Source organism: Streptomyces sp. GD-15H (assembly GCF_045291515.1).
Lineage (GTDB): Bacteria > Actinomycetota > Actinomycetes > Streptomycetales > Streptomycetaceae > Streptomyces.
Window position 1 is genome coordinate 6,170,614 of sequence record NZ_CP149447.1, and the last position, 21,076, is coordinate 6,191,689.

Sequence of the window (21,076 nt, forward strand, 5' to 3'; positions counted from 1 at the left end):
TGATCACGGGCCGGCGGGGCGGACTCGATCTGTTGACAGTCGCTGTTCAAGTCGACGAACATGCACATCCATGTGGAACGTGTGAAACAGTCGCGTGTCCCGTGAAGGGGCGGGTGGCTGGCTCTTTGAACTCCTTGTGAATACCGGGGGGCCGTTCAGGTCCGGGGAGCTTCGAATGTAAAGATGCATAATGCATGAATCTGTGTGTCGTATGCCTGACGAGGAACCCCGGCGGCATCGTCGCTGTCGGGGCCGGCCAGATCGAAAACACAGGTCGGAGTAGGTTCAAGGTGGGTGACACCCGGGATGCGCGACGCTCCTGCCGACTGCTGGCCGAAGGGTCGGCACGCGTATTCCGGGTCCGGATAGAACGGCTTCTCCACTGCGCGCCCCAGCCCCGTGAAGGGCCAGGCCGGCTCTTCGGGGCAAGAGGATTCAGGTGCTGAATCAGGGCCTTGTCCGGCCTGGTGCATGCCTTTTCCCGGACGGGATCGCCGGTGCACATCATCGTTCATGACTCCAGGGGATTGCGGTCTTGAGTACTTCTCGTAACTCGGCAGAAAACCTCCCTGTCTTCTCGGAAGACCGGCGGGTCGAGGCTTCCTACCCGATGTCGCCCACTCAGCAGGGCATTCTGTTCCAGTCCCGCCATGGAGGAAGAGGGCCTCTACCACGCGCAGGTCGTGCTCGACGTCGCCCAGGAAATCGACGCCGACGTGTTCCGCCGGAGCTGGGAGTGCGTGACGGCGCGGCACGCGGCGCTGCGGACCTGCTTCCCGGACTCCACGGGCGAGGAAGCGTCGCGGACCGTCCGGGAGAGCGTGGAGGTCCCCCTGGTCCACGAGGACTGGCGCGGCCTCGACGAGGAGCGGCGGGCCGACCGGCGCCGCGCCCTGCTGCGGGAGGACCACGAGCAGGCGTTCGCCCTGGACCGCGCGCCGTTGTGGCGGCTCCACGTGGCCCGTCTGGAGCAGGCGCGGTATCAGGTCGTCTGGAGCCTGCACTACCTGCTGATGGACGGGCGCGGCCAGGAGACGGTACTGCGTGAGGTCGAGCGGACCTACGAGGCCCTGCTCTCGGGATCGTCCCCGACCTGCCGGCGCCGACGCCGTTCGAGGAGTACACCGACTGGCTGAGCCGTCAGGACACGGGCCGGGCCGAGGCGTTCTGGCGGGAGGAGCTGCGGGCGGTCGCGCCGGCCGACCCGCTGCCCGTCGAGTCCAGGACCCCGGCCGGCGACGAGGCGGCCGAGGAGTCGGCCGACGCGCCGGTGACCGTCCGGTACGAGCAGGTGTCCGTCGTCCTGGACGAGCGGGAGACCGCCGCGCTGCGTGCTGTGGGACGGGACCACGAACTGACGCTCACCACCCTCGTCCAGGGCGCCTGGGCCTTCCTGCTGAGCCGCTACCAGAACTCCGACGACGTGGTCATGGGCGTGACCACCCCCGGTCGGCCCGCGGAACTGCCCGGTGCGCGGGACATGGTGGGGCTTCTCATCAACACGCTTCCGCTGCGCGTCCAGGTACCGCCCGCGACGGGCTGGGCCGCATGGATGCGGGACCTGCAGCAGACCTACGCGCGGATCCAGGAGTACGAGTACAGCCCGCTGGTGCGGGTCCAGCAGTGGAGCGGCATCGGTTCGGGCGAGTCGCTCTTCGACAGCGTCGTCCTGGTCGAGGACGAGGCCGAGGACGACGTCCGTGCCGGGCACGGCGGTGCCCTGCGGATGACCCGGGTCCGGGAGGAGAGCCACGCCGCCTACCCCCTGAGCCTGGTGGCCACCCCCGGGGAGCGCCTCACGCTCACGCTCCACTACGACACCCGGCGGTTCGAGGCGCCGACGATCGAACGGGCGGCGGGGCACCTGCGCCGGATCGTCGCCGAACTGGTCGCCCGACCGCACGCCCGCACCGGCGAGTTGGCCCTGCTCGCGCCCGCGGAGTTCGCCCAGCTGGTCCACGAGTGGAACGACACCGACACGCCGTACTCGCAGGACCGCTGCATCCACGAACTGTTCGAGGAGCAGGCGGAGCGGGCCCCCGACGCCCTGGCGCTGCTGTTCCAGGACGAACGATGGACGTACCGCGAGGTCAACGAGCGGGCCAACCAGGTGGCGCACCGCCTGAAGAGCCTCGGAGTGGAGCGCGGGGACCAGGTCGCGATCCTCATGGAACGCTGCGCGGAGATGGTCCCGGCGCTGCTGGGCATCCTCAAGGCCGGTGCCGTCTACGTCCCCCTGGACGTCAACGCCCCCGTCAAACGGTGGCACTGGATCATCGACGCGCTGAAGGCCACCTGCGTGCTCACCCAGCACTCCCTCGTGCCCCGCCTCCTGTCCGCCGACCCGCTGCCGGACCTCGCGCACATCCTGTGCCTCGACCCGGCCGACGACGCCCCGGGCCTTCCGGCCGACAGCCCGTACACCCTCCACACCGCGAACGCCGTCGCGGCCATGCCCCGCGACAACCTCCCGCGCCAGGGCACCGCGCAGGACCCCGCCTACGTGATCTTCACCTCGGGCTCCACGGGCACCCCCAAGGGCGTCTCGGTGACGCACGCCCCCGCGGTGAACCTGATCGAATGGGTCAACACCACCTTCGACATCGGCCCCGACGACCGCGTCCTGTTCGTGACGGCGCTCACCTTCGACCTCTCCGTCTACGACGTCTTCGGCATCCTCGCCGCCGGCGGATCGATCCGGGTCGCCACCAGTGAGGAGATCCAGGAGCCCGCCGCCCTGCTGCGCCGCCTCGCCGAGGAACCCATCACCTTCTGGGACTCGGCCCCCGCGGCCCTGATGCAACTGGTGCCCCTGCTCCCCACGGACAGCGACGGCACCCACGAGGTCGTCTCCCGTTCGCTGCGCCTGATCTTCATGAGCGGGGACTGGATCCCGGTCCACTCGCCGGACCTGATGAGGTCGGTGTTCCCCGCCGTCCAGGTCGTCGGCCTGGGCGGTGCGACCGAGGCGACGGTCTGGTCGAACTTCTTCCCCGTCACGGACGTGGACCCCGCCTGGAAGAGCATCCCGTACGGAAAGCCCATCCAGAACGCCCGCTACTACGTCCTCGACGAGAGCCTGCGCCCGTGCCCGCTCGACGTGCCCGGCGACCTGTACATCGGCGGCCCCTGCCTCAGCTCCGGTTACGCGAACGAGCCGGAACTGACGGCGTCCAAGTACCTCCCCTCGCCGTTCGCCGGCACACCCGGCGAACGCCTCTACAAGACGGGCGACATGGCGCGGTGGCGCCCGGACGGGAACCTGGAGTTCCTCGGACGCACCGACTCCCAGGTCAAGATCCGCGGCTACCGCATCGAACTCGGCGAGATCGACAACACCCTGACCGAACACCCCGTCGTCCAGGACGCGGCCACGATCGTCCGTGAGGACAGGACCGGCGACAGGTCCCTGGTCTCCTACGTGGTGCTGGACCCCCAGCGGGCCCGCTCCACCGTCCAGGAGGACGAGGACGCGCTGTCCGACAAGCGCATCGAACGCTGGCGCGAGGTGTACGACTCCTTCGACGCCGACGCGGCGAAGGACTCCGAGGACGGCAACAACTTCTCGGGCTGGAACAGCAGCTTCACCGGCCTGCCCATCCCGCTGGAGGAGATGCGCGCCTGGCAGGAGGACACGGTCCGGCTGATCCGCGGCTACGAGCCGCGCGCCGTCCTGGAGATCGGCTGCGGCACCGGCCTGCTGCTCTTCCCGCTCGCCGCGGAATGCCGGCGGTACTACGGCACGGACTTCTCCACCGCGGCCCTCGACTCCGTCCGCAACCGCCTCGGCTCCCGTCCGGAACTCAAGGACTCGGTGATCCTGCACCGGCGCGAGGCGGACGCCCTCGGCGATCTGGAGCTGGAACCGGTCGACACCGTCGTCGTCAACTCCGTCGTCCAGTACTTCCCCGACATCGACTACCTGGTCAGCGTCCTCGACGAGGCGCTGTCCCGGATCAGTGACGGCGGACGGATCATCGTCGGCGACGTACGGAGCTTCCCGCTGCTCGACGCCTTCCACGCCGCCGTCGAGGCGGAGCGCGCACCGGACGACACGACCCGTCTCCAGCTGTGGCAGCGCGTCCAGCAACGCGTGCGGCAGGAAGAGGAGTTGACCCTCGACCCGGCGTTCTTCCACGACTGGGCCGCCCGTACCGGCCGGATCTGCCGGGTGGAGATCCGGCCCAAGGGCGGCCGCCACCTCAACGAGATGTCGATGTTCCGCTACCAGGCGGTCCTCCACATCGGCGAGCCCGTCCCGGGTGCCGCCACGACGGCGGCGCCGGACTGTCCCGCGTACGACTGGACCACCGACCGCCTCACCACCGCGGCGCTGCGGGAACTGCTCGCCGACGGACCCGACCGGCTGCGGCTGCGCAATGTGCCCAACGCCCGTGTCGAGGACGCCGTACGCACCCTCCGCTGGCTGAAGGGCGGCTCCGGCCTGGAGACCGTAGAGGCCTGGCGCGCCCAGGACCGGCCCGTCGACGGAGTCGACCCGGAGGACCTGCGGGAACTCGCCGAGCAGTCCGGCTACCTGGCCGTGCCCGACTGGAGCCGACACGGCTCCGACGGCGGGTACGGCGTCCTGCTGACCCGCTTCGGCATCGAACCCGCGCCGGACGCGGCGGAGTTCGTCTCCCCGCCGGAGCCGGAGGCCGAGTCCCGTGACTGGTCGGAGTACGCCAACCAGCCGCTGAAGGCGGAGATCCAGCACCTCGTGGTGCCCCAGCTGCACGCGTACCTCGCCGAGCGGCTGCCCGGCTACATGGTGCCGTCCGACCTGGTGCCGCTCGACGCCCTGCCCATCACCTCCAGCGGCAAGCTGGACCGCCGCGCGCTGCTGCTCCCGCAGGCCTCCGGAACCACGGGGCCGACCGCCGGGCTGCCGGCCCGCAACACCACCGAGGCACTGCTCGTCTCGATGTGGGAGCAGATCCTGGACCGCTCACCCATCGGCGTCCTCGACAACTTCTTCGAGCTGGGCGGGCACTCGCTGCTCGCCGTGCAGCTCGTGGCCCGTATCCGGCAGGTGTTCTCGCTGGAGGTGCCGGTCCGCCTCTTCTTCGACCTTCCGACGATCGCCGAGGTCGCCCGAGAGGTGCGGCGGCGCCAGGAGGAGCTGCAGCCGCAGCCGGCCCGCCCCTCACACCCGTGCCCAGGGACGGCCACCTGCCGGCCACCTTCGACCAGCAGCGGCTCTGGTTCATCGACCGGCTGAGCCCCGGAACCACCTCGTACACCGTCAACTGGCTCGTCCCCCTGCCGACGTCCCTCGAGACGTCGGTGATCCGCGACGCGCTCGGACACATGCTGCGCCGTCACGAACCGCTGCGCACGACCTTCCGCGAGGAGGACGGCCAGGTCTGGCAGGTCGTCGGGGACCGGTGGGACGTCGAACTGCCGACACTGGACCTCTCCGCGCTCCCCGAGGAGCAGAGCGAACAGCGGACACGGGACGAGATCCGCCAGTGGTGGGACCAGCCCTTCGACCTGGTGGAGGGGCCCCTGCTGCGGGCGCGGCTCGTCAAGTGGTCGCCGACGGAGCAGATCCTCGCGTTCAGCGCCCACCACCTGGTGTTCGACGGCTACTCGATCGGCGTCTTCGGCCAGGAGTTCCTGGAGATCTGCCGGGCCCTCGCCGACGGCGAGCCCTGCCCGCTGCCCGACCTCGACGTGCAGTACGCCGACTACGCGGTGTGGCAGCAGGGCCTGCTGGAGGAGGACCGGCTCCACCACCAGCTGGACCACTGGCAGCGGCAGCTCACCGGAGCACCCGAACTCCTGACGCTGCCCACCGACTTCCCGCGGCCGGACGTGCAGAGCCTCAGGGGCGACTTCCTGAGGCGGCAGCTGACGCCGCAGGCGACCCGGCAGATCGCGGAACTGAGCCGCGACTACCAGGTCACGAACTACATCACCATGCTCAGCAGTTACGCCGTCTTCCTGGCGCGGCACAGCGGTCAGGACGTCGTCGTCATTGGCGTGCCGATCGCCAACCGCAACCGCGTCGAGCTGGAGTCCATGATCGGATTCCTGGTCAACACGGTCGCCCTCCGGGTGGATCTGCGCGGCAACCCGACGTTCGAGGACGTGCTGCTCCAGGTCCGCAAGCAGCTGTTCGACGCCCAGAGCCACCAGGAAGTCCCCTTCGAGCGGCTCGTCGAGGCGCTCCGGCCGACCCGCAGTCTCAGCCACAACCCGGTCTTCCAGGTGATGTTCGCCGACGAGAGCCTCCCGCTCCTGGACCACCCGTCGGCGCTGGTCCAGCCGAAGCCGTGGATGCACAGCCTGATCGCCGAGGGCATGAGCGTCGGCGTCTCCCGCTTCGACCTCACCCTCATGATCCAGGCCGCCCCCGAGGGCATGCACTACGGCCTCGAGTACTCCACCGACCTGTTCACGGCGGGGACGGTCGAGCGCATGGCCGACCACTTCGAGGTGCTCCTGCACTCCGCGCTGGCGGATCCCGGACAGCGCGTCCAGCACCTGCCGCTGATCGGTGACACCGAACGCGACCGGATCGTCGACCGGGGCAACGGGCCCCGCAACGCGGCAGCCCTCGAACCGGCGTCGCTCCCCGAGCGGTTCCGGGACCAGGTGCGCCGGACCCCCGACCGGCCGGCCCTTGTGGACGGTGACTCCCAGCCGACCTACCGGGACCTCGACCGGTTGTCGAACCGGCTCGCCCGGCTGCTGCGGGACCGCGGTGTCGGGCGGGAGAGCCTGGTGGGCCTGTGCGTGTCGCGCTCCGTCGAGAGCGTCGTCGCGCTGCTGGCGGTCGTGAAGGCCGGCGGGGCGTACGTGCCGCTGGACCCGACCTATCCGCGGGAGCGCCTGGCCCACATGGCCGAGGACGCGGGGCTCCGGGTCGTACTGGCCGAGCGGTCGGCGGTCGACGCACTGCCGGAGACCGACGCGGTGGTCCTGGTCGTGGAGGACCTGTGGTCCGAGCTGGACGCGTGGCCCGACACCGACCCGGCCTCGGACGTGACCGGCGACGACCTCGCGTACGTGATGTACACGTCTGGCTCCACGGGCCGCCCGAAGGGCGTGGCCGTGACGCACGCCGACGTGGCGGCGCTGGCGCTGGACAGCAGTTTCGAACAGGGGCACGAGTGCGTCCTCATGCACTCCCCGCAGGCCTTCGACGCCTCCACGTACGAGCTGTGGACGCCGTTGCTGTCCGGCGGCCGGGCGGTGATCGCCCCGCAGGGCGCGCTGACCTCGGAGGTACTGCGGGAGCGGGTGGCCGCGCACGGCATCACGGCGGTGTTCCTCACGGCCGCGCTGTTCCACCTCTTCGCCGAGGAGGACCCGGGCTGCTTCGAGGGCTTGGGCGAGGTGTGGACCGGCGGGGAAGTGGTACGGACCGAGGCGGTACGACGGGTCCGCGACGCGTGCCCCGGGCTGGTGGTCGTGGACGTCTACGGACCGACGGAGACGACGACCTTCGCCACTTGCCACCGCATCGAACCGCAGGACCCGACGCCGGCGGTGGTACCGATCGGCAGGCCGCTGGACAACACACAGGCCTATGTGCTGGACGGCATGCTGCAGCCGGTCCCGGTGGGTGTGGCCGGTGAGCTGTATCTGGGCGGGGCGGGGCTGGCGCGTGGTTATCTGGGCCGGCCGGAGCTGACGGCGGAGGCGTTCGTGGCGAATCCGTTCGGTGAGGCGGGCAGCCGCCTGTACCGGACGGGGGACCTGGCCCGCTCCCTTCCCGACGGCACCATCGAGGTGTTCGGGCGGATCGACGACCAGGTCAAGATCCGGGGCTTCCGGGTCGAGCTGGGCGAGATCGAGGCGGCACTGGCCCAGCACCCCGCGGTGAGCGGAGCGGCGGTCCTCGTCCACCAGGAGGGTGCGACCAAGCGGTTGGTGGCGTTCGTGGTGGGGCGCGAGGCGGTGCCGGGTGAGGTGTTGCGGTCGTTCCTGGCGGAGCGGTTGCCGCACTACATGGTCCCGGGTGTGTTCGTGCCGTTGGACGTCTTGCCGCTGAGTCCGAACGGGAAGGTGGACCGGGCCGTGCTGGCCGGGTTGCCGTGGGAGGAGCACGCGGCCGGCGAGCGGGAGTTCGTGGCGCCCCGGACGGAGGTGGAGGAGAAGCTGGCGCTGGTGTGGGGTGAGGTGCTGGGCACCGGCCAGCCCGTCGGCGTGCACGACAACTTCTTCTCGCTGGGCGGGGATTCGATCCTGAGTCTGCAGGTGATCTTCCGGGCCAAGCAGCTGGGCCTGTATTTCACGGTGAAGCAGTTGTTCGAGTTCCAGTCGATTGCCGAGTTGGCGCCGGTGGTGGAGTCGCGGGACGCGGCTCGGGTGGAGGCGGAACAGGGCCTGGTGACGGGCCGGGTGGAGCTGACGCCGATCCAGCGGTGGTTCTTCGCGCAGGAATTCGCCGTGCCGGCGCATTTCAATCAGTCGGTGCTGGTGGAGGTGGAAGCGGGGCTGTCGTCGGATCAGTGGCGGCGGGTGGTGCGTCGGGTGCTGGAGCAGCACGACGGGCTGCGGGCGCGCTTCTTCCGGGAGGACGGGGACTGGTGCTCCGAGCTGACCGGGATGCCGGAGGAGGTGCCGTGGCAGGTCGAGGACCTGTCCGCGTGTGCGGCGGGTGAGCGGGAGGCGCGGCTGCTGGAGGTCGCGCGGGCCGTGCAGGCGGGCATGGACCTCTCCCGGGGCCCCCTCTTCCGCGCCGTCCTGTTCACCGGACTGGACGAGGACAAGCAGAAGCTGCTTCTGGTTGCGCACCACCTGGTGGTCGACGTCGTCTCGTGGCGGGTGATTCTCGAGGACCTGGACGTGCTGACGGGCCAGGTCCGGCGGGGGCAGGAGCAGGCGCTGCCGGAGAAGTCGAGTTCGTGGCGGCAGTGGGCGGCCCGGCTGGCCGAGGAGGCCGGCAGCGAGACGACGGCGGCGGAGCTCCCGTTCTGGGAGAAGCAGTCGGTGCCGTCGGCGCGTGATCTGCCGCTGGACGGCTCGGGTGACGGCAACACCATCGGTGGCAGCCGGGTGTTCGAGGCCGTGCTGGGCGCGGAGGAGACCCGGGCGCTGCTGCGGGACGTGCCGTCGGTGTTCGGCACGCGGATCAACGACGTGCTGCTGACGGGTGTGGCCTCGGCGGTCGGTGCCTGGACCGGGGACGGCCGGGTGCGGGTCGATGTCGAGGGACACGGCCGGGAGGACCTGTTCGAGGACACCGACGTGTCCCGCACCACGGGCTGGTTCACCACGATCTCCCCGCTCGACCTGCCCGTTCCCGCCTCCGGCGGGCTGGCGGACGGGCTCAAGGAGATCAAGGAACTCCTCCGCGCCCGTCCCCGTCAGGGCATCGGCCACGGCCTGCTCGCCCACGGCGGAGCCGACTCCCCGCTGCTCGGGGCCGTACCCGCGCAGATCAGTTTCAACTACCTGGGCCAGTTCGACGGTTCCTTCGCCGGCGGCTTCGCCGCGTCGTCCGGAGCGGCGGGCTCGGACTGGGACGCCGGCAACCGGCGGCCGTATCTGATCGACATCGTCAGCCACGTCCGGGACGGCCGGCTCCACATGGAGTGGACCTACAGCGGCACGGCGCACCAGGAGGAGACGATCCGGCGGGTCGCCGAACGGACGCTCGACGTCCTCGCCGCGCTCGCGGACGAGACCCGGCGCCCGGACGTCCAGGGCTACACGCCCTCCGACCTCGAGCTCTCCGGGCTGGACCAGGAGCAGATCAACGGACTGGTCGGCGATCTGCGCGCCCACCCCGCATGGCGGGCGAGCGGCCTGCCCCGTCCCCTGGAGGACTGCTGCCCGCAGACCCCGGTTCAGCAGGGGCTCTGGTTCCAGAGCCAGTTCGCGCGGGGCGAGGGCGTCTACCACGTTCAGCTGATTCTGCGTATCGAGCAGGAGCTGGATGTCGAGGCGTTCCGGGAGAGCTGGGCGCAGGTCATGCGCCGCCACCCGATCCTGCGGACCGGGTTCTGGACCACCAAGGACAACCAGGCGCTCCAGCTGGTCTGGGCCGACCTGCCGGTTCCGCTGGAAATGGTGGACTGGCGGTCCGAGAGCGACGACGGACGGCGGAAGCGCCTGGACGCCTATCTCCTCGAGGACCGCACCCGGGGCTTCCAGCCCGAGGACGCCCCCCAGTGGCGGATGCTCCTCGCGCGTACCGCCGACGACCGGTACGAGCTGGTGTGGAGCGCCCACCACACCATCCTGGACGGCTGGAGCATCAGCCTCGTCCTCGCCGACGCCGTCCAGTGGTACGGCGCCCTGGTCGAGGGCCGGCACCTGGAGCAGGCGCCGCCACGGCCGTACCGCGACTACGTCGGTTGGCTCCAGGAGCAGGACCTCCAGGAGGCCGAGGACTACTGGCGCGACACCCTCCAGGGCGTCGAACAGGCCGAACCGCTGAGCGTCGAGCGGCACGCGGCCGGTCAGGCCGAGCCGTCCGCGGCGGGTGGGCAGGCCGAGTACAGTTTCCTCTTCGGCACGGAGGACACCCTGCGGCTGCAGCAACTGGCCCAGGCCCACCAGCTGACCCTCAACACGGTGCTGCAGGGCTGCTGGGCGCTGCTGATCGGCCGCTACTCGGGCCGGGACGACGTCGTCTTCGGCACGGTGGCGTCGGGGCGCCCGGCCGAGATCGAGGGCATCGAGCGGACCGTCGGCCTCTTCATCAACACGCTTCCGCTGCGGGTGAGGATGCCCGGACAGAGCCCCGTGCTCGCCTGGCTGCAGGAACTGCAGGAGCAGAACCTGCGGATGCGCCAGTACGAGTACAGCCCCCTGAACAAGGTCCAGCAGTGGAGCGGGCTGCCCAAGGGCGCGCCCCTCTTCGAGACCCTCTTCGTCTTCGAGAACTACCCGGTGGAGAAGGACGACACGGCCGTCCTGCGCTACGACCTCACCCGCTCCGAGGAACGCATCAACTACCCCCTCGGAGTCGTGGCCACCGTGCCGGACGGACAGCAACGGCTGCACATCGTGGTCCAGTACGACACCGCGCGGTTCGATCCGGAGACGGTCGAGCGCATGCTCGGGCACCTGAGCAGCGTCTGCTCCCAGATCGCGCGGGAGCCCGAGCTGCGGCTGAGCGACATCAGCGTCCTGACGGACGAGGAGCGCCGCCAGATTCTCCGGCAGGGCAATGCCGTGCCCCTTCAGCGGACGGACGAAGCGGACCTCGACCTGTCCGCCCTGGCGGCGGGAACCGCCGAAGAGCGAGAGCTTCTCGAACAACTCGTCGCAGAAGTTCAGGGAATGTCGCCGAGCGATCTCCAGGCCCAGATTCTGAATACTTCCCCGGCTACCGAGACGAGTGACCACCATGAGTGAACTGCTTCCTCAGCTCGAGAACCTGACCCCCGAGCAGCAGGCCCTGCTGCGCCTGCGCCTCCAGCAGATCAAGCAGCAGGCGCAGCGGCCGGCGCCCCTGCACGAGCTGTTCGCCGGACAGGCCCGCCGGAACCCTGACCGGGTGGCCGTCACCTACGGCGACTCCCAGGTGAGCTACGGCGTGCTGGACCGGTTGTCGAACCGCCTCGCCGGTCTGCTGCGGGACCGCGGTGTCGGGCGGGAGAGTCTGGTGGGCCTCTGCGTGCCCCGCTCGATCGAGATGGTCGTCGGGCTGCTGGCGATCGTGAAGGCCGGCGCGGCGTACGTGCCGCTGGACCCGGCCTATCCGCAGGACCGCCTGGCCTACATGGTCGAGGACGCCGGACTGGGGGTCGTGCTGGCAGGGCGGGCGGCGGTCGGGGTGCTGCCGGAGACCGACGCGCCGGTGCTGGTCGTGGAGGACCTGTGGTCCGAGCTGGACGCGTGGCCCGACACCGACCCGGCCTCGGACGTGACCTGCGACGACCTGGCGTATGTGATCTACACCTCTGGTTCCACGGGCCGCCCGAAGGGCGTGCAGGTCACCCACCGTGGTATTCGGGGCATCGCGCGCTGGCAGAACGAGAACTACGGCCTGGACACCCCCACGCGCGTCCTTCAGGGCACCTCCCTGAGCTTCGACATCTCGGTGTGGGAGCTCTCCGCCGCACTCCTCTCCGGCGGCACGCTGGTGCTGCCGCCGCCGGACCTGCAGATGATCGGCACCGACCTCGCCGACTTCCTGACGGAACAGGCCGTCGAGAACATCAACCTCACGCCGGCGGCGCTGTCCACGCTGCCCGTGGAGTCCCTGCCCTTCCTGAAGTGCGTCTCCGTCGGCGGTGAGGCCTGCCCGCGCGAGCTGGTTCGCACCTGGTCCGAGGACAGGCTGTTCTTCAACGGCTACGGCCCGTCGGAGGCCACCATCGCCGTCAGCGTCGCCCGTTACACCCCCGACCTGGAGCGCGTCCACATCGGCCGTCCCATCGACGGGGCGCAGATGTACGTCCTCGACTCCCGCCTCCAGCTCCAGCCGGTGGGTGTGGCCGGTGAGCTGTATCTGGGCGGGGCGGGGCTGGCGCGTGGTTATCTGGGCCGGCCGGAGCTGACGGCGGAGGCGTTCGTGGCGAATCCGTTCGGTGAGGCGGGCAGCCGCCTGTACCGGACGGGGGACCTGGCCCGGTTCCTTCCCGACGGGAACGTGGAATTCCTCGGACGGGTCGACGACCAGGTCAAGATCCGGGGCTTCCGGGTCGAGCTGGGCGAGATCGAGGACGCCCTCACCCAGCACCCCGACGTGACCAGTGCCGCCGTCCTCGTCCACCAGGAGGGTGCGACCAAGCGGTTGGTGGCGTTCGTGGTGGGGCGCGAGGCGGTGCCGGGTGAGGTGTTGCGGTCGTTCCTGGCGGAGCGGTTGCCGCACTACATGGTCCCGGGTGTGTTCGTGCCGTTGGACGTCTTGCCGCTGAGTCCGAACGGGAAGGTGGACCGGGCCGTGCTGGCCGGGTTGCCGTGGGAGGAGCACGCGGCCGGCGAGCGGGAGTTCGTGGCGCCCCGGACGGAGGTGGAGGAGAAGCTGGCGCTGGTGTGGGGTGAGGTGCTGGGCACCGGCCAGCCCGTCGGCGTGCACGACAACTTCTTCTCGCTGGGCGGGGATTCGATCCTGAGTCTGCAGGTGATCTTCCGGGCCAAGCAGCTGGGCCTGTATTTCACGGTGAAGCAGTTGTTCGAGTTCCAGTCGATTGCCGAGTTGGCGCCGGTGGTGGAGTCGCGGGACGCGGCTCGGGTGGAGGCGGAACAGGGCCTGGTGACGGGCCGGGTGGAGCTGACGCCGATCCAGCGGTGGTTCTTCGCGCAGGAATTCGCCGTGCCGGCGCATTTCAATCAGTCGGTGCTGGTGGAGGTGGAAGCGGGGCTGTCGTCGGATCAGTGGCGGCGGGTGGTGCGTCGGGTGCTGGAGCAGCACGACGGGCTGCGGGCGCGCTTCTTCCGGGAGGACGGGGACTGGTGCTCCGAGCTGACCGGGATGCCGGAGGAGGTGCCGTGGCAGGTCGAGGACCTGTCCGCGTGTGCGGCGGGTGAGCGGGAGGCGCGGCTGCTGGAGGTCGCGCGGGCCGTGCAGGCGGGCATGGACCTCTCCCGGGGCCCCCTCTTCCGCGCCGTCCTGTTCACCGGACTGGACGACGATCAGACCGCCCCTCGCCTGCTGCTCGTCGCCCACCACCTGGTGGTCGACGCCGTCTCGTGGCGGGTGATTCTCGAGGACCTGGACGTGCTGACGGGCCAGGTCCGGCGGGGGCAGGAGCAGGCGCTGCCGGAGAAGTCGAGTTCGTGGCGGCAGTGGGCGGCCCGGCTGGCCGAGGAGGCCGGCAGCGAGACGACGGCGGCGGAGCTCCCGTTCTGGGAGAAGCAGTCGGTGCCGTCGGCGCGTGATCTGCCGCTGGACGGCTCGGGTGACGGCAACACCATCGGTGGCAGCCGGGTGTTCGAGGCCGTGCTGGGCGCGGAGGAGACCCGGGCGCTGCTGCGGGACGTGCCGTCGGTGTTCGGCACGCGGATCAACGACGTGCTGCTGACGGGTGTGGCCTCGGCGGTCGGTGCCTGGACCGGGGACGGCCGGGTGCGGGTCGATGTCGAGGGACACGGCCGGGAGGACCTGTTCGAGGACACCGACGTGTCCCGCACCACGGGCTGGTTCACCACGATCTCCCCGCTCGACCTGCCCGTTCCCGCCTCCGGCGGGCTGGCGGACGGGCTCAAGGAGATCAAGGAACTCCTCCGCGCCCGTCCCCGTCAGGGCATCGGCCACGGCCTGCTCGCCCACGGCCCGTCCGGTTCCGCCACCGGGATCGACCCCACGACCACCGCCCAGATCAGCTTCAACTACCTGGGCCAGTTCGACGGTTCCTTCGCCGGCGGCTTCGCCGACTCCATGGGAATGGCCGGCTCAGACACCGCCGGAGACAACCGGCGGCCGTATCTGATCGACATCGTCAGCCACGTCCGGGACGGCCGGCTCCACATGGAGTGGACCTACAGCGGCACGGCGCACCAGGAGGAGACGATCCGGCGGGTCGCCGAACGGACGCTCGACGTCCTCGCCGCGCTCGCGGACGAGACCCGGCGCCCGGACGTCCAGGGCTACACGCCCTCCGACCTCGAGCTCTCCGGGCTGGACCAGGAGCAGATCAACGAACTGGTCGGCGATCTGCGCGCCCACCCCGCATGGCGGGCGAGCGGCCTGCCCCGTCCCCTGGAGGACTGCTGCCCGCAGACCCCCGTCCAGCAGGGCATGTGGTTCCAGAGCCAGTACGCGCGGGGCGAGGGCTTCTACCACGTCCAGAATGTGTTCCGCATCGAGCAGGAGCTGGATGTCGAGGCGTTCCGGGAGAGCTGGGCGCAGGTCATGCGCCGCCACCCGATCCTGCGGACCGGGTTCTGGACCACCAAGGACAACCAGGCGCTCCAGCTGGTCTGGGCCGACCTGCCGGTTCCGCTCGAGGTGGTGGACTGGCGGTCCGAGAGCGACGACGGACGGCGGAAGCGCCTGGACGCGCACCTCCTCGAGGACCGCACCCGGGGCTTCCAGCCCGAGGACGCCCCCCAGTGGCGGATGCTCCTCGCGCGTACCGCCGACGACCGGTACGAGCTGGTGTGGAGCGCCCACCACACCATCCTGGACGGCTGGAGCATCAGCCTCGTCCTCGCCGACGCCATCCAGTGGTACGGCGCCCTGGTCGAGGGCCGGCACCTGGAGCAGGCGCCCACGCCCCCGTACCGCGACTACGTGGCCTGGCTCCAGGAGCAGGACCTCCAGGAGGCCGAGGACTACTGGCGCGACACCCTCCAGGACGTCGAAGAGGCCACCCTCCTGAACCTGGGGACGCGTCCGGAAGCCGACAGCAATGCCCCGGGCGAGCCGGCTCCGTACCTCTGGGCCGAAGACTTCCTGGACGAGGCGGAGACCGCGGAGCTCCAGAGCTTCGCCCTGCGGCACCGGCTCACCCTCAACACGGTGCTGCAGGGCTGCTGGGCGCTTCTCCTCGGCCGCTACGCCCGCACCGACGACGTCGTCTTCGGGACCGTCGCGTCGGGGCGCCCGGCCGAGATCGAGGGCGTCGAGCGCATGGTCGGCCTCTTCATCAACACGCTTCCGCTGCGGGTGAGGATGCCCGAGCAGAGCTCCGTGCTCGCCTGGCTGCAGGAACTGCAGGAGCAGAGCCTGCGGATGCGCCAGTACGAGCACAGCCCGCTGAGCGAGGTCCAGCGGTGGAGTGGGCTGCCCGCGGGCGCGCCCCTCTTCGAGACCCTGTTCGTCTTCGAGAACTACCCCGAGGGCGACGGCGACGGCGAGACCGCGCTCCGTCTGGAGGCGCTCGGCTCGAAGGAGCAGACCCACTACCCGCTCAACACCGCCATCACCGTGGGCGAGCGCATCGGCATCAACATCCTCTACGACACGCGCCGGTTCGACGGCCGCTCGGTCGAGGCGATGCTCGCGCACCTCAAGCAGATCTGCCGCGAACTGGTGACCCAGCCGCAGCAGAGCCTCGCCCAGGTGAGCCTGCTCACCGACGCCGAGCTGACCCGGGCGCTGGAACAGTGGAGCAGTGAGTCCACGTCGCCCGTCGAGGACGTCCTCCTGCACGAGCTGCTCGCCGAGCAGGTCCGCCGGACGCCGGACTCGGTGGCGGTGGTCCACGAGGACGGACACCTCACCTACGCCGAGCTCGACGCCCGCGCCAACCAGCTCGCGCACTGGCTGCGCGGCCGCGGCGTGGGACCCGACGTGCTGGTCGGGCTGTGCATGGACCGCTCGCTGGAGGGCATCGTCGGCCTGCTGGGCATCCTGAAGGCCGGCGGCGCCTACGTGCCGATCGACCCCCGCTATCCCCTCGACCGCATGCGGTACGTCGTGGAGGACTCGCGGCTGCGCCTGATACTCACCCAGCGGCACCTGCTGCCGCGGCTGCCCGAACTGCCGGACGGTGACCTGACGACGCTCTGCCTGGACTCCGACTGGTCCGCCGTGGCCGCCGGGCCGAGGACCGCGCCGTCGACGGCCGTGACCTCGCGGAACCTGGCCTACATCATCTACACCTCGGGATCGACCGGCCTGCCCAAGGGCGTCATGGTCGCGCACCGGAACCTGCAGCACGTGGTGCCGTGGATCCGGCACAACCCGTGCTTCGACCGGCGGCAGAACGTCCTCCAGGTCGCCTCCACCAGCTTCGACTTCTCCGTCTGGGAGATCGTCCTGCCACTCGTGACCGGTGGCACGCTGCACATTCCCGCACCGCACACCCGCATGATCGGCACCGATCTGCAGAAAATGCTGTCCGAGCGGGCCATCGAGAGCCTGAACTTCACGCCGGGCGCCCTCGCCACACTGCCGACGGACGACCCGCTGCCCCAGCTGCGCACCCTGGTCGTCGGCGGAGAGGCGTACTCGGCGGACCTCATCAGGACCTGGGCACCGGGCCGTACCTTCTTCAACGTCTACGGGCCGACCGAGACCACGATCTTCGCCACCGGTACGCACACCGACGAGAACCTGGACCTCATCCACATCGGCCGGCCGATCACCAACGCCCGCTTCTACGTCCTCGACCCGTACCTGCGGCCCGTGCCGCCCGGAGTGCCCGGCGAACTCTGGATCGGCGGCGCGGGCGTGACCCGCGGCTACATGAACCGTCCCGACCTCACCGCCGAGTACTTCGTCGCGGACCCGTTCGGCGACGAACCCGGCGGGCGCCTCTACCGGAGCGGGGACCTCGTCCGTTATCTCCCCGACGGGAACATCGAGTTCATCGAGCGCATCGACGGCCAGGTGAAGATCCGCGGCTTCCGGATCGAGCTGGGTGAGATCGAGGCCGTGCTCGAACAGCACCCGCTGGTACGCAACTGCGCCGTGCTCGCCCAGCCGGACGGCACCGGCAAGCGGCTGGTCGGCTATGTGGTGCCGGCGTCCGAAGGCGCCCTGGACGCCGACGACGTCACGGCGATCGAGCAGACGCTGCGGGCGCACCTGAAGGAGCAACTGCCGGCGTACATGGTGCCGTCCGCCTTCGTCACGCTCGACGAACTGCCCCTGACGGGCAACGGCAAGCTGAACCGCCGGGCACTTCCGCTGCCCGACGAGAGCGCCACGCCGGCCCGTACCGAGGCCTCGCTGCCGAGGACGGCGACGGAGGCGAAACTGGCGGACATCTGGTCCGAGGTGCTGGGCCACAGCCCCATCGGCGTTCTCGACGACTTCTTCTCGCTGGGCGGACACTCCCTGCTCGCGGTGAAGGTGGCCGCACGCGTCCAGCAGGCTTTCGGCGTCGAACTGCCGGTGCGGGTGCTCTTCGAGCAGCCGGCCCTCGCCCAGGTCGCCGCCGAACTGGACCGGCTGCTCCTGGAACAGCAGCCGTACCCCGCACTCGACCTTGTCCCGGTGACGCGGGACGAGCCCGTCCCCGCCACGTTCGACCAGCAGCGGCTCTGGTACATGGACCGGCTGGTCCCGGACAGCCCGCTCTACACGGTGGGCTGGCTGCTGCACCGGCCCGAAGCGACGGACCCCGCACGGCTCGGGCGGGCCCTCGAAGCGCTGATCGCGCGCCACGAGGTCCTGCGCACCACGTTCCGCGAGAACGGGGGACGCGTGTGGCAGGACATCGCCCCGGCCGGGACCGTCGTCCTGACCGAGGCCGACCTGTCGGCCGAGCCGCCGCAGCGGCGGGTGGAGTCGGTGCAGGCCGTCGCCCGCGAGCTGTGGCTGGAGACCTTCGACCTCACCCGCGGGCCGTTGTTCCGTACCCTGCTGATCCACCTGCCCGAAGGTGAGTCGCTCCTGGTCTTCAGCGCGCATCACGCGGTCTTCGACGGCTACTCGGTGGGCATCCTCAACGAGGAACTGCTGCGGCTCTACGACCTCCTCGCTGACGCCGACGCCACCCTGCCCGAGCCGCCGGCCGTCCAGTTCGCCGACTACGCGGTGTGGCAGCAGCAGTGGCTCGAGGAGGAACGCCTCCGGCCGCACCTGGAGTACTGGAAGGAGCAGCTGGCCGACGCACCCGCGCTGATCTCGCTGCCGACCGACCACCCCCGGCCGGCGGTGCAGAACTACCGTGGCGCCAACCTCACCTCCGCCCTGCCGGCGGAGCTCCTCGAGCAGCTCAGGAAGGTGAGCGTCGAGCACCAGACGACCGACTTCGTCACGTTCCTGAGCGCGTTCGCCGTCCTGCTCTCGCGCTACAGCGGGCAGGACAAGGTGGTGATCGGCATTCCGGTCGCGGGCCGCGGCCGCATCGAGACCGAGCCGATGATCGGTTTCCTCGTCAACACGATCGCGCTGTGCGTGGACCTGGAGGGCGACCCGGACTTCGCGGACGTCCTCCACCAGGTCCGCTGGAAGCTCCTGGAGGCGCAGAGCCGGCAGGAAGTGCCGTTCGACCGGATCGTCGAGGAGCTGAAGCCCGAACGCAGCCTCAGCTACAGCCCGGTCTTCCAGGTGATGTTCACCGGGCTGGACAAGCTCTTCGAGGAGCTGCCCGAGACCCGGCAGCCGGCCTGGATCCACGATGTGACGGACGACGGTGTCGGCGTCGCCAAGTTCGACCTGGGCATGAGCATCCAGCAGCGGGACGGGGAGCTGCGCTTCACCTTCGAGTACAGCACCGACCTCTTCGAGCGGGACACCGTCGCAGGCATGCAGGAGCACCTGCGGAACCTGCTCGCGGCGGCCGTGGCGGCACCGCGCACGTCCGTCGCCCGGCTGCCGCTGCTCGCGGACGAGGCGCGCGGACGCATCCTGCGGGAGCGGAACGCCACCGAAGACCCGGGCGCGCTGCGGCCCGTCGCCCTCCACGAGCTGTTCGCCGAGCAGGTCCGCCGGTCGCCCGACCGGGTGGCGCTGTCCTACGAGGACCAGCAGCTGACCTACGCCGGACTGGACCGGCGGGCCGACCGGCTGGCGAGGACCCTGCGCGACCTGGGCGTGGGGCCGGAGTCCCGCGTCGGGGTCTGCATGCGGCGCTCCCTCGACCTGGTGACCGCGCTGCTCGCCGTCCTCAAGGCCGGCGGGGCGTACGTCCCGCTGGACCCCGACTATCCGCAGGAGCGACTCGCCTTCATGGCCGAGGACGCCGAGGTGCGGCTCGTCCTGACCCAGCCCGGGACCCGGGACAGCGTCGGCTTCCTGAGCGACGGGAGCGACGGCGGCGTCCGGCTCCTCGAACTGGAGGAGGACGAGGCCTCCTGGCCGGAGGCGAGCTCCGAGCCGCTGGACGTCACCGTGAACCCGGACGGCCTGGCCTACGTCATCTACACCTCCGGCTCCACCGGCCGCCCCAAGGGCGCGATGCTGTCGCACCGAGGCATCTGCAACCGTCTGCTCTGGATGCAGGACGCCTACGGCATCGGTGAGGACGACCGTGTCCTGCAGAAGACCCCGTACAGCTTCGACGTCTCGGTCTGGGAGTTCTTCTGGCCGCTGATCACCGGTGCGCAGCTGCACGTCGCGCGCCCCGAGGGACACCGGGACCCGGCCTATCTGGCCGACCTGATCGAGCGACAGGGCATCGGCGTCCTGCACTTCGTGCCCTCGATGCTGCAGGCGTTCCTCCAGCAGCCGACCGTCGGCCACCAGTGCCGGGGCGTCCGGCACGTGATGTGCAGCGGGGAGGCACTGCCCCCCGAGGTGCGCGACGAGTTCCTGCGCACCCTGCCGGGCACCCGGCTGCACAACCTCTACGGGCCCACGGAGGCGTCGGTCGACGTCAGCTTCTGGGAGTGCGAGGACGTGCCGGGAGCGACCACCGTCCCCATCGGCCGTCCGGTCGCCAACACCCGGCTGTACGTCCTCGACGAGGCGATGGAACCGGTACCCGACGGCGTCATCGGCGAACTGTTCATCGGCGGCGTCCAGTTGGCGCGCGGCTATCTGGGACGCCCGGACCTGACCGCCGAACGCTTCGTGGCCGACCCGTTCGGCGACGGCCGCCTCTACGCCACCGGTGACCTGGCCCGGTACCGGGCCGACGGCGCCATCGAGTACGCCGGCCGCAAGGACCACCAGGTCAAGATCCGCGGCTACCGCATCGAGATCGAGGAGATCGAGGCCGTCCTGGCCGACCACCCGGCCGTCCGGTCGTGCCTGGTCGTCGTCCACGAGGTCACCTCCGCCGACAAGCGCCTGACCGCCTTCGTCACCTGGCAGGACGGCCAGGAACCCGGTCCGGACGCGCTGCGGGCGAGTCTGCTCGAGCGGCTGCCGGAGTACATGGTGCCCACCTACTTCGTGGTGCTGGACGAGTTCCCGCTCACGGCCAACGGCAAGGTGGACCGCAAGGCGCTGCCCGCGCTGTCCGACATCGTGCGGCAGACGCAGGCCGACGACGAGCACGTCGCGCCGACGACCGAGACGGAGCAGGTCCTGGCGGACCTGTGGGCACGGCTCCTGGACCTCGACCGGGTGGGCATCCGGGACGACTTCTTCGCCCTCGGCGGCCACTCCCTCCTCGTGGCCTCCATGGCGACCGAGGTGCAGGACAGGTGGGGCATCACGCTCATGCTCACCTCGGTCTTCCAGAACCGGACGGTCGAAGCGCTCGCCCAGGTCATCGACCAGAGCGTCGACGAGGGCGACAGCGAGGAAGAGGACGCGGCGGAACTGTTCGACCTGCTCTGAGAATCGCCGGCGCGCGCCGTGCACCGCGGCGCGCGCCGGCCA

At 70.4% G+C, this 21,076-nt stretch carries 4 protein-coding genes; all 4 read left to right on the forward strand.

Annotated features, from left to right (window positions below; translation table 11 throughout):
- The first annotated feature begins 650 nt into the window (after positions 1 to 650).
- The 4 genes from WJ438_RS29210 to WJ438_RS29225 are packed head-to-tail and all read left to right on the forward strand — an operon-like array spanning position 651 to position 21,034.
- Complete coding sequence (locus tag WJ438_RS29210) at positions 651 to 1,136, forward strand: condensation domain-containing protein (RefSeq protein WP_406727865.1); 486 nt, start codon at positions 651 to 653, stop codon at positions 1,134 to 1,136.
- Positions 1,133 to 5,221 (forward strand): amino acid adenylation domain-containing protein, encoded by a 4,089-nt coding sequence (locus WJ438_RS29215; protein ID WP_406729844.1) that lies wholly within the window; start codon positions 1,133 to 1,135, stop codon positions 5,219 to 5,221. Before WJ438_RS29210 ends, WJ438_RS29215 begins: the two co-directional genes overlap by 4 nt.
- Positions 5,155 to 11,319 (forward strand): amino acid adenylation domain-containing protein, encoded by a 6,165-nt coding sequence (locus WJ438_RS29220; protein WP_406727866.1) that lies wholly within the window; start codon positions 5,155 to 5,157, stop codon positions 11,317 to 11,319. The genes WJ438_RS29215 and WJ438_RS29220 overlap by 67 nt, the downstream gene beginning before the upstream one ends.
- Entirely contained in the window at positions 11,312 to 21,034 is a 9,723-nt protein-coding gene (locus tag WJ438_RS29225; RefSeq protein ID WP_406727867.1) for an amino acid adenylation domain-containing protein, read from the forward strand. The genes WJ438_RS29220 and WJ438_RS29225 overlap by 8 nt, the downstream gene beginning before the upstream one ends.
- The last annotated feature ends 42 nt before the right edge of the window (positions 21,035 to 21,076 follow it).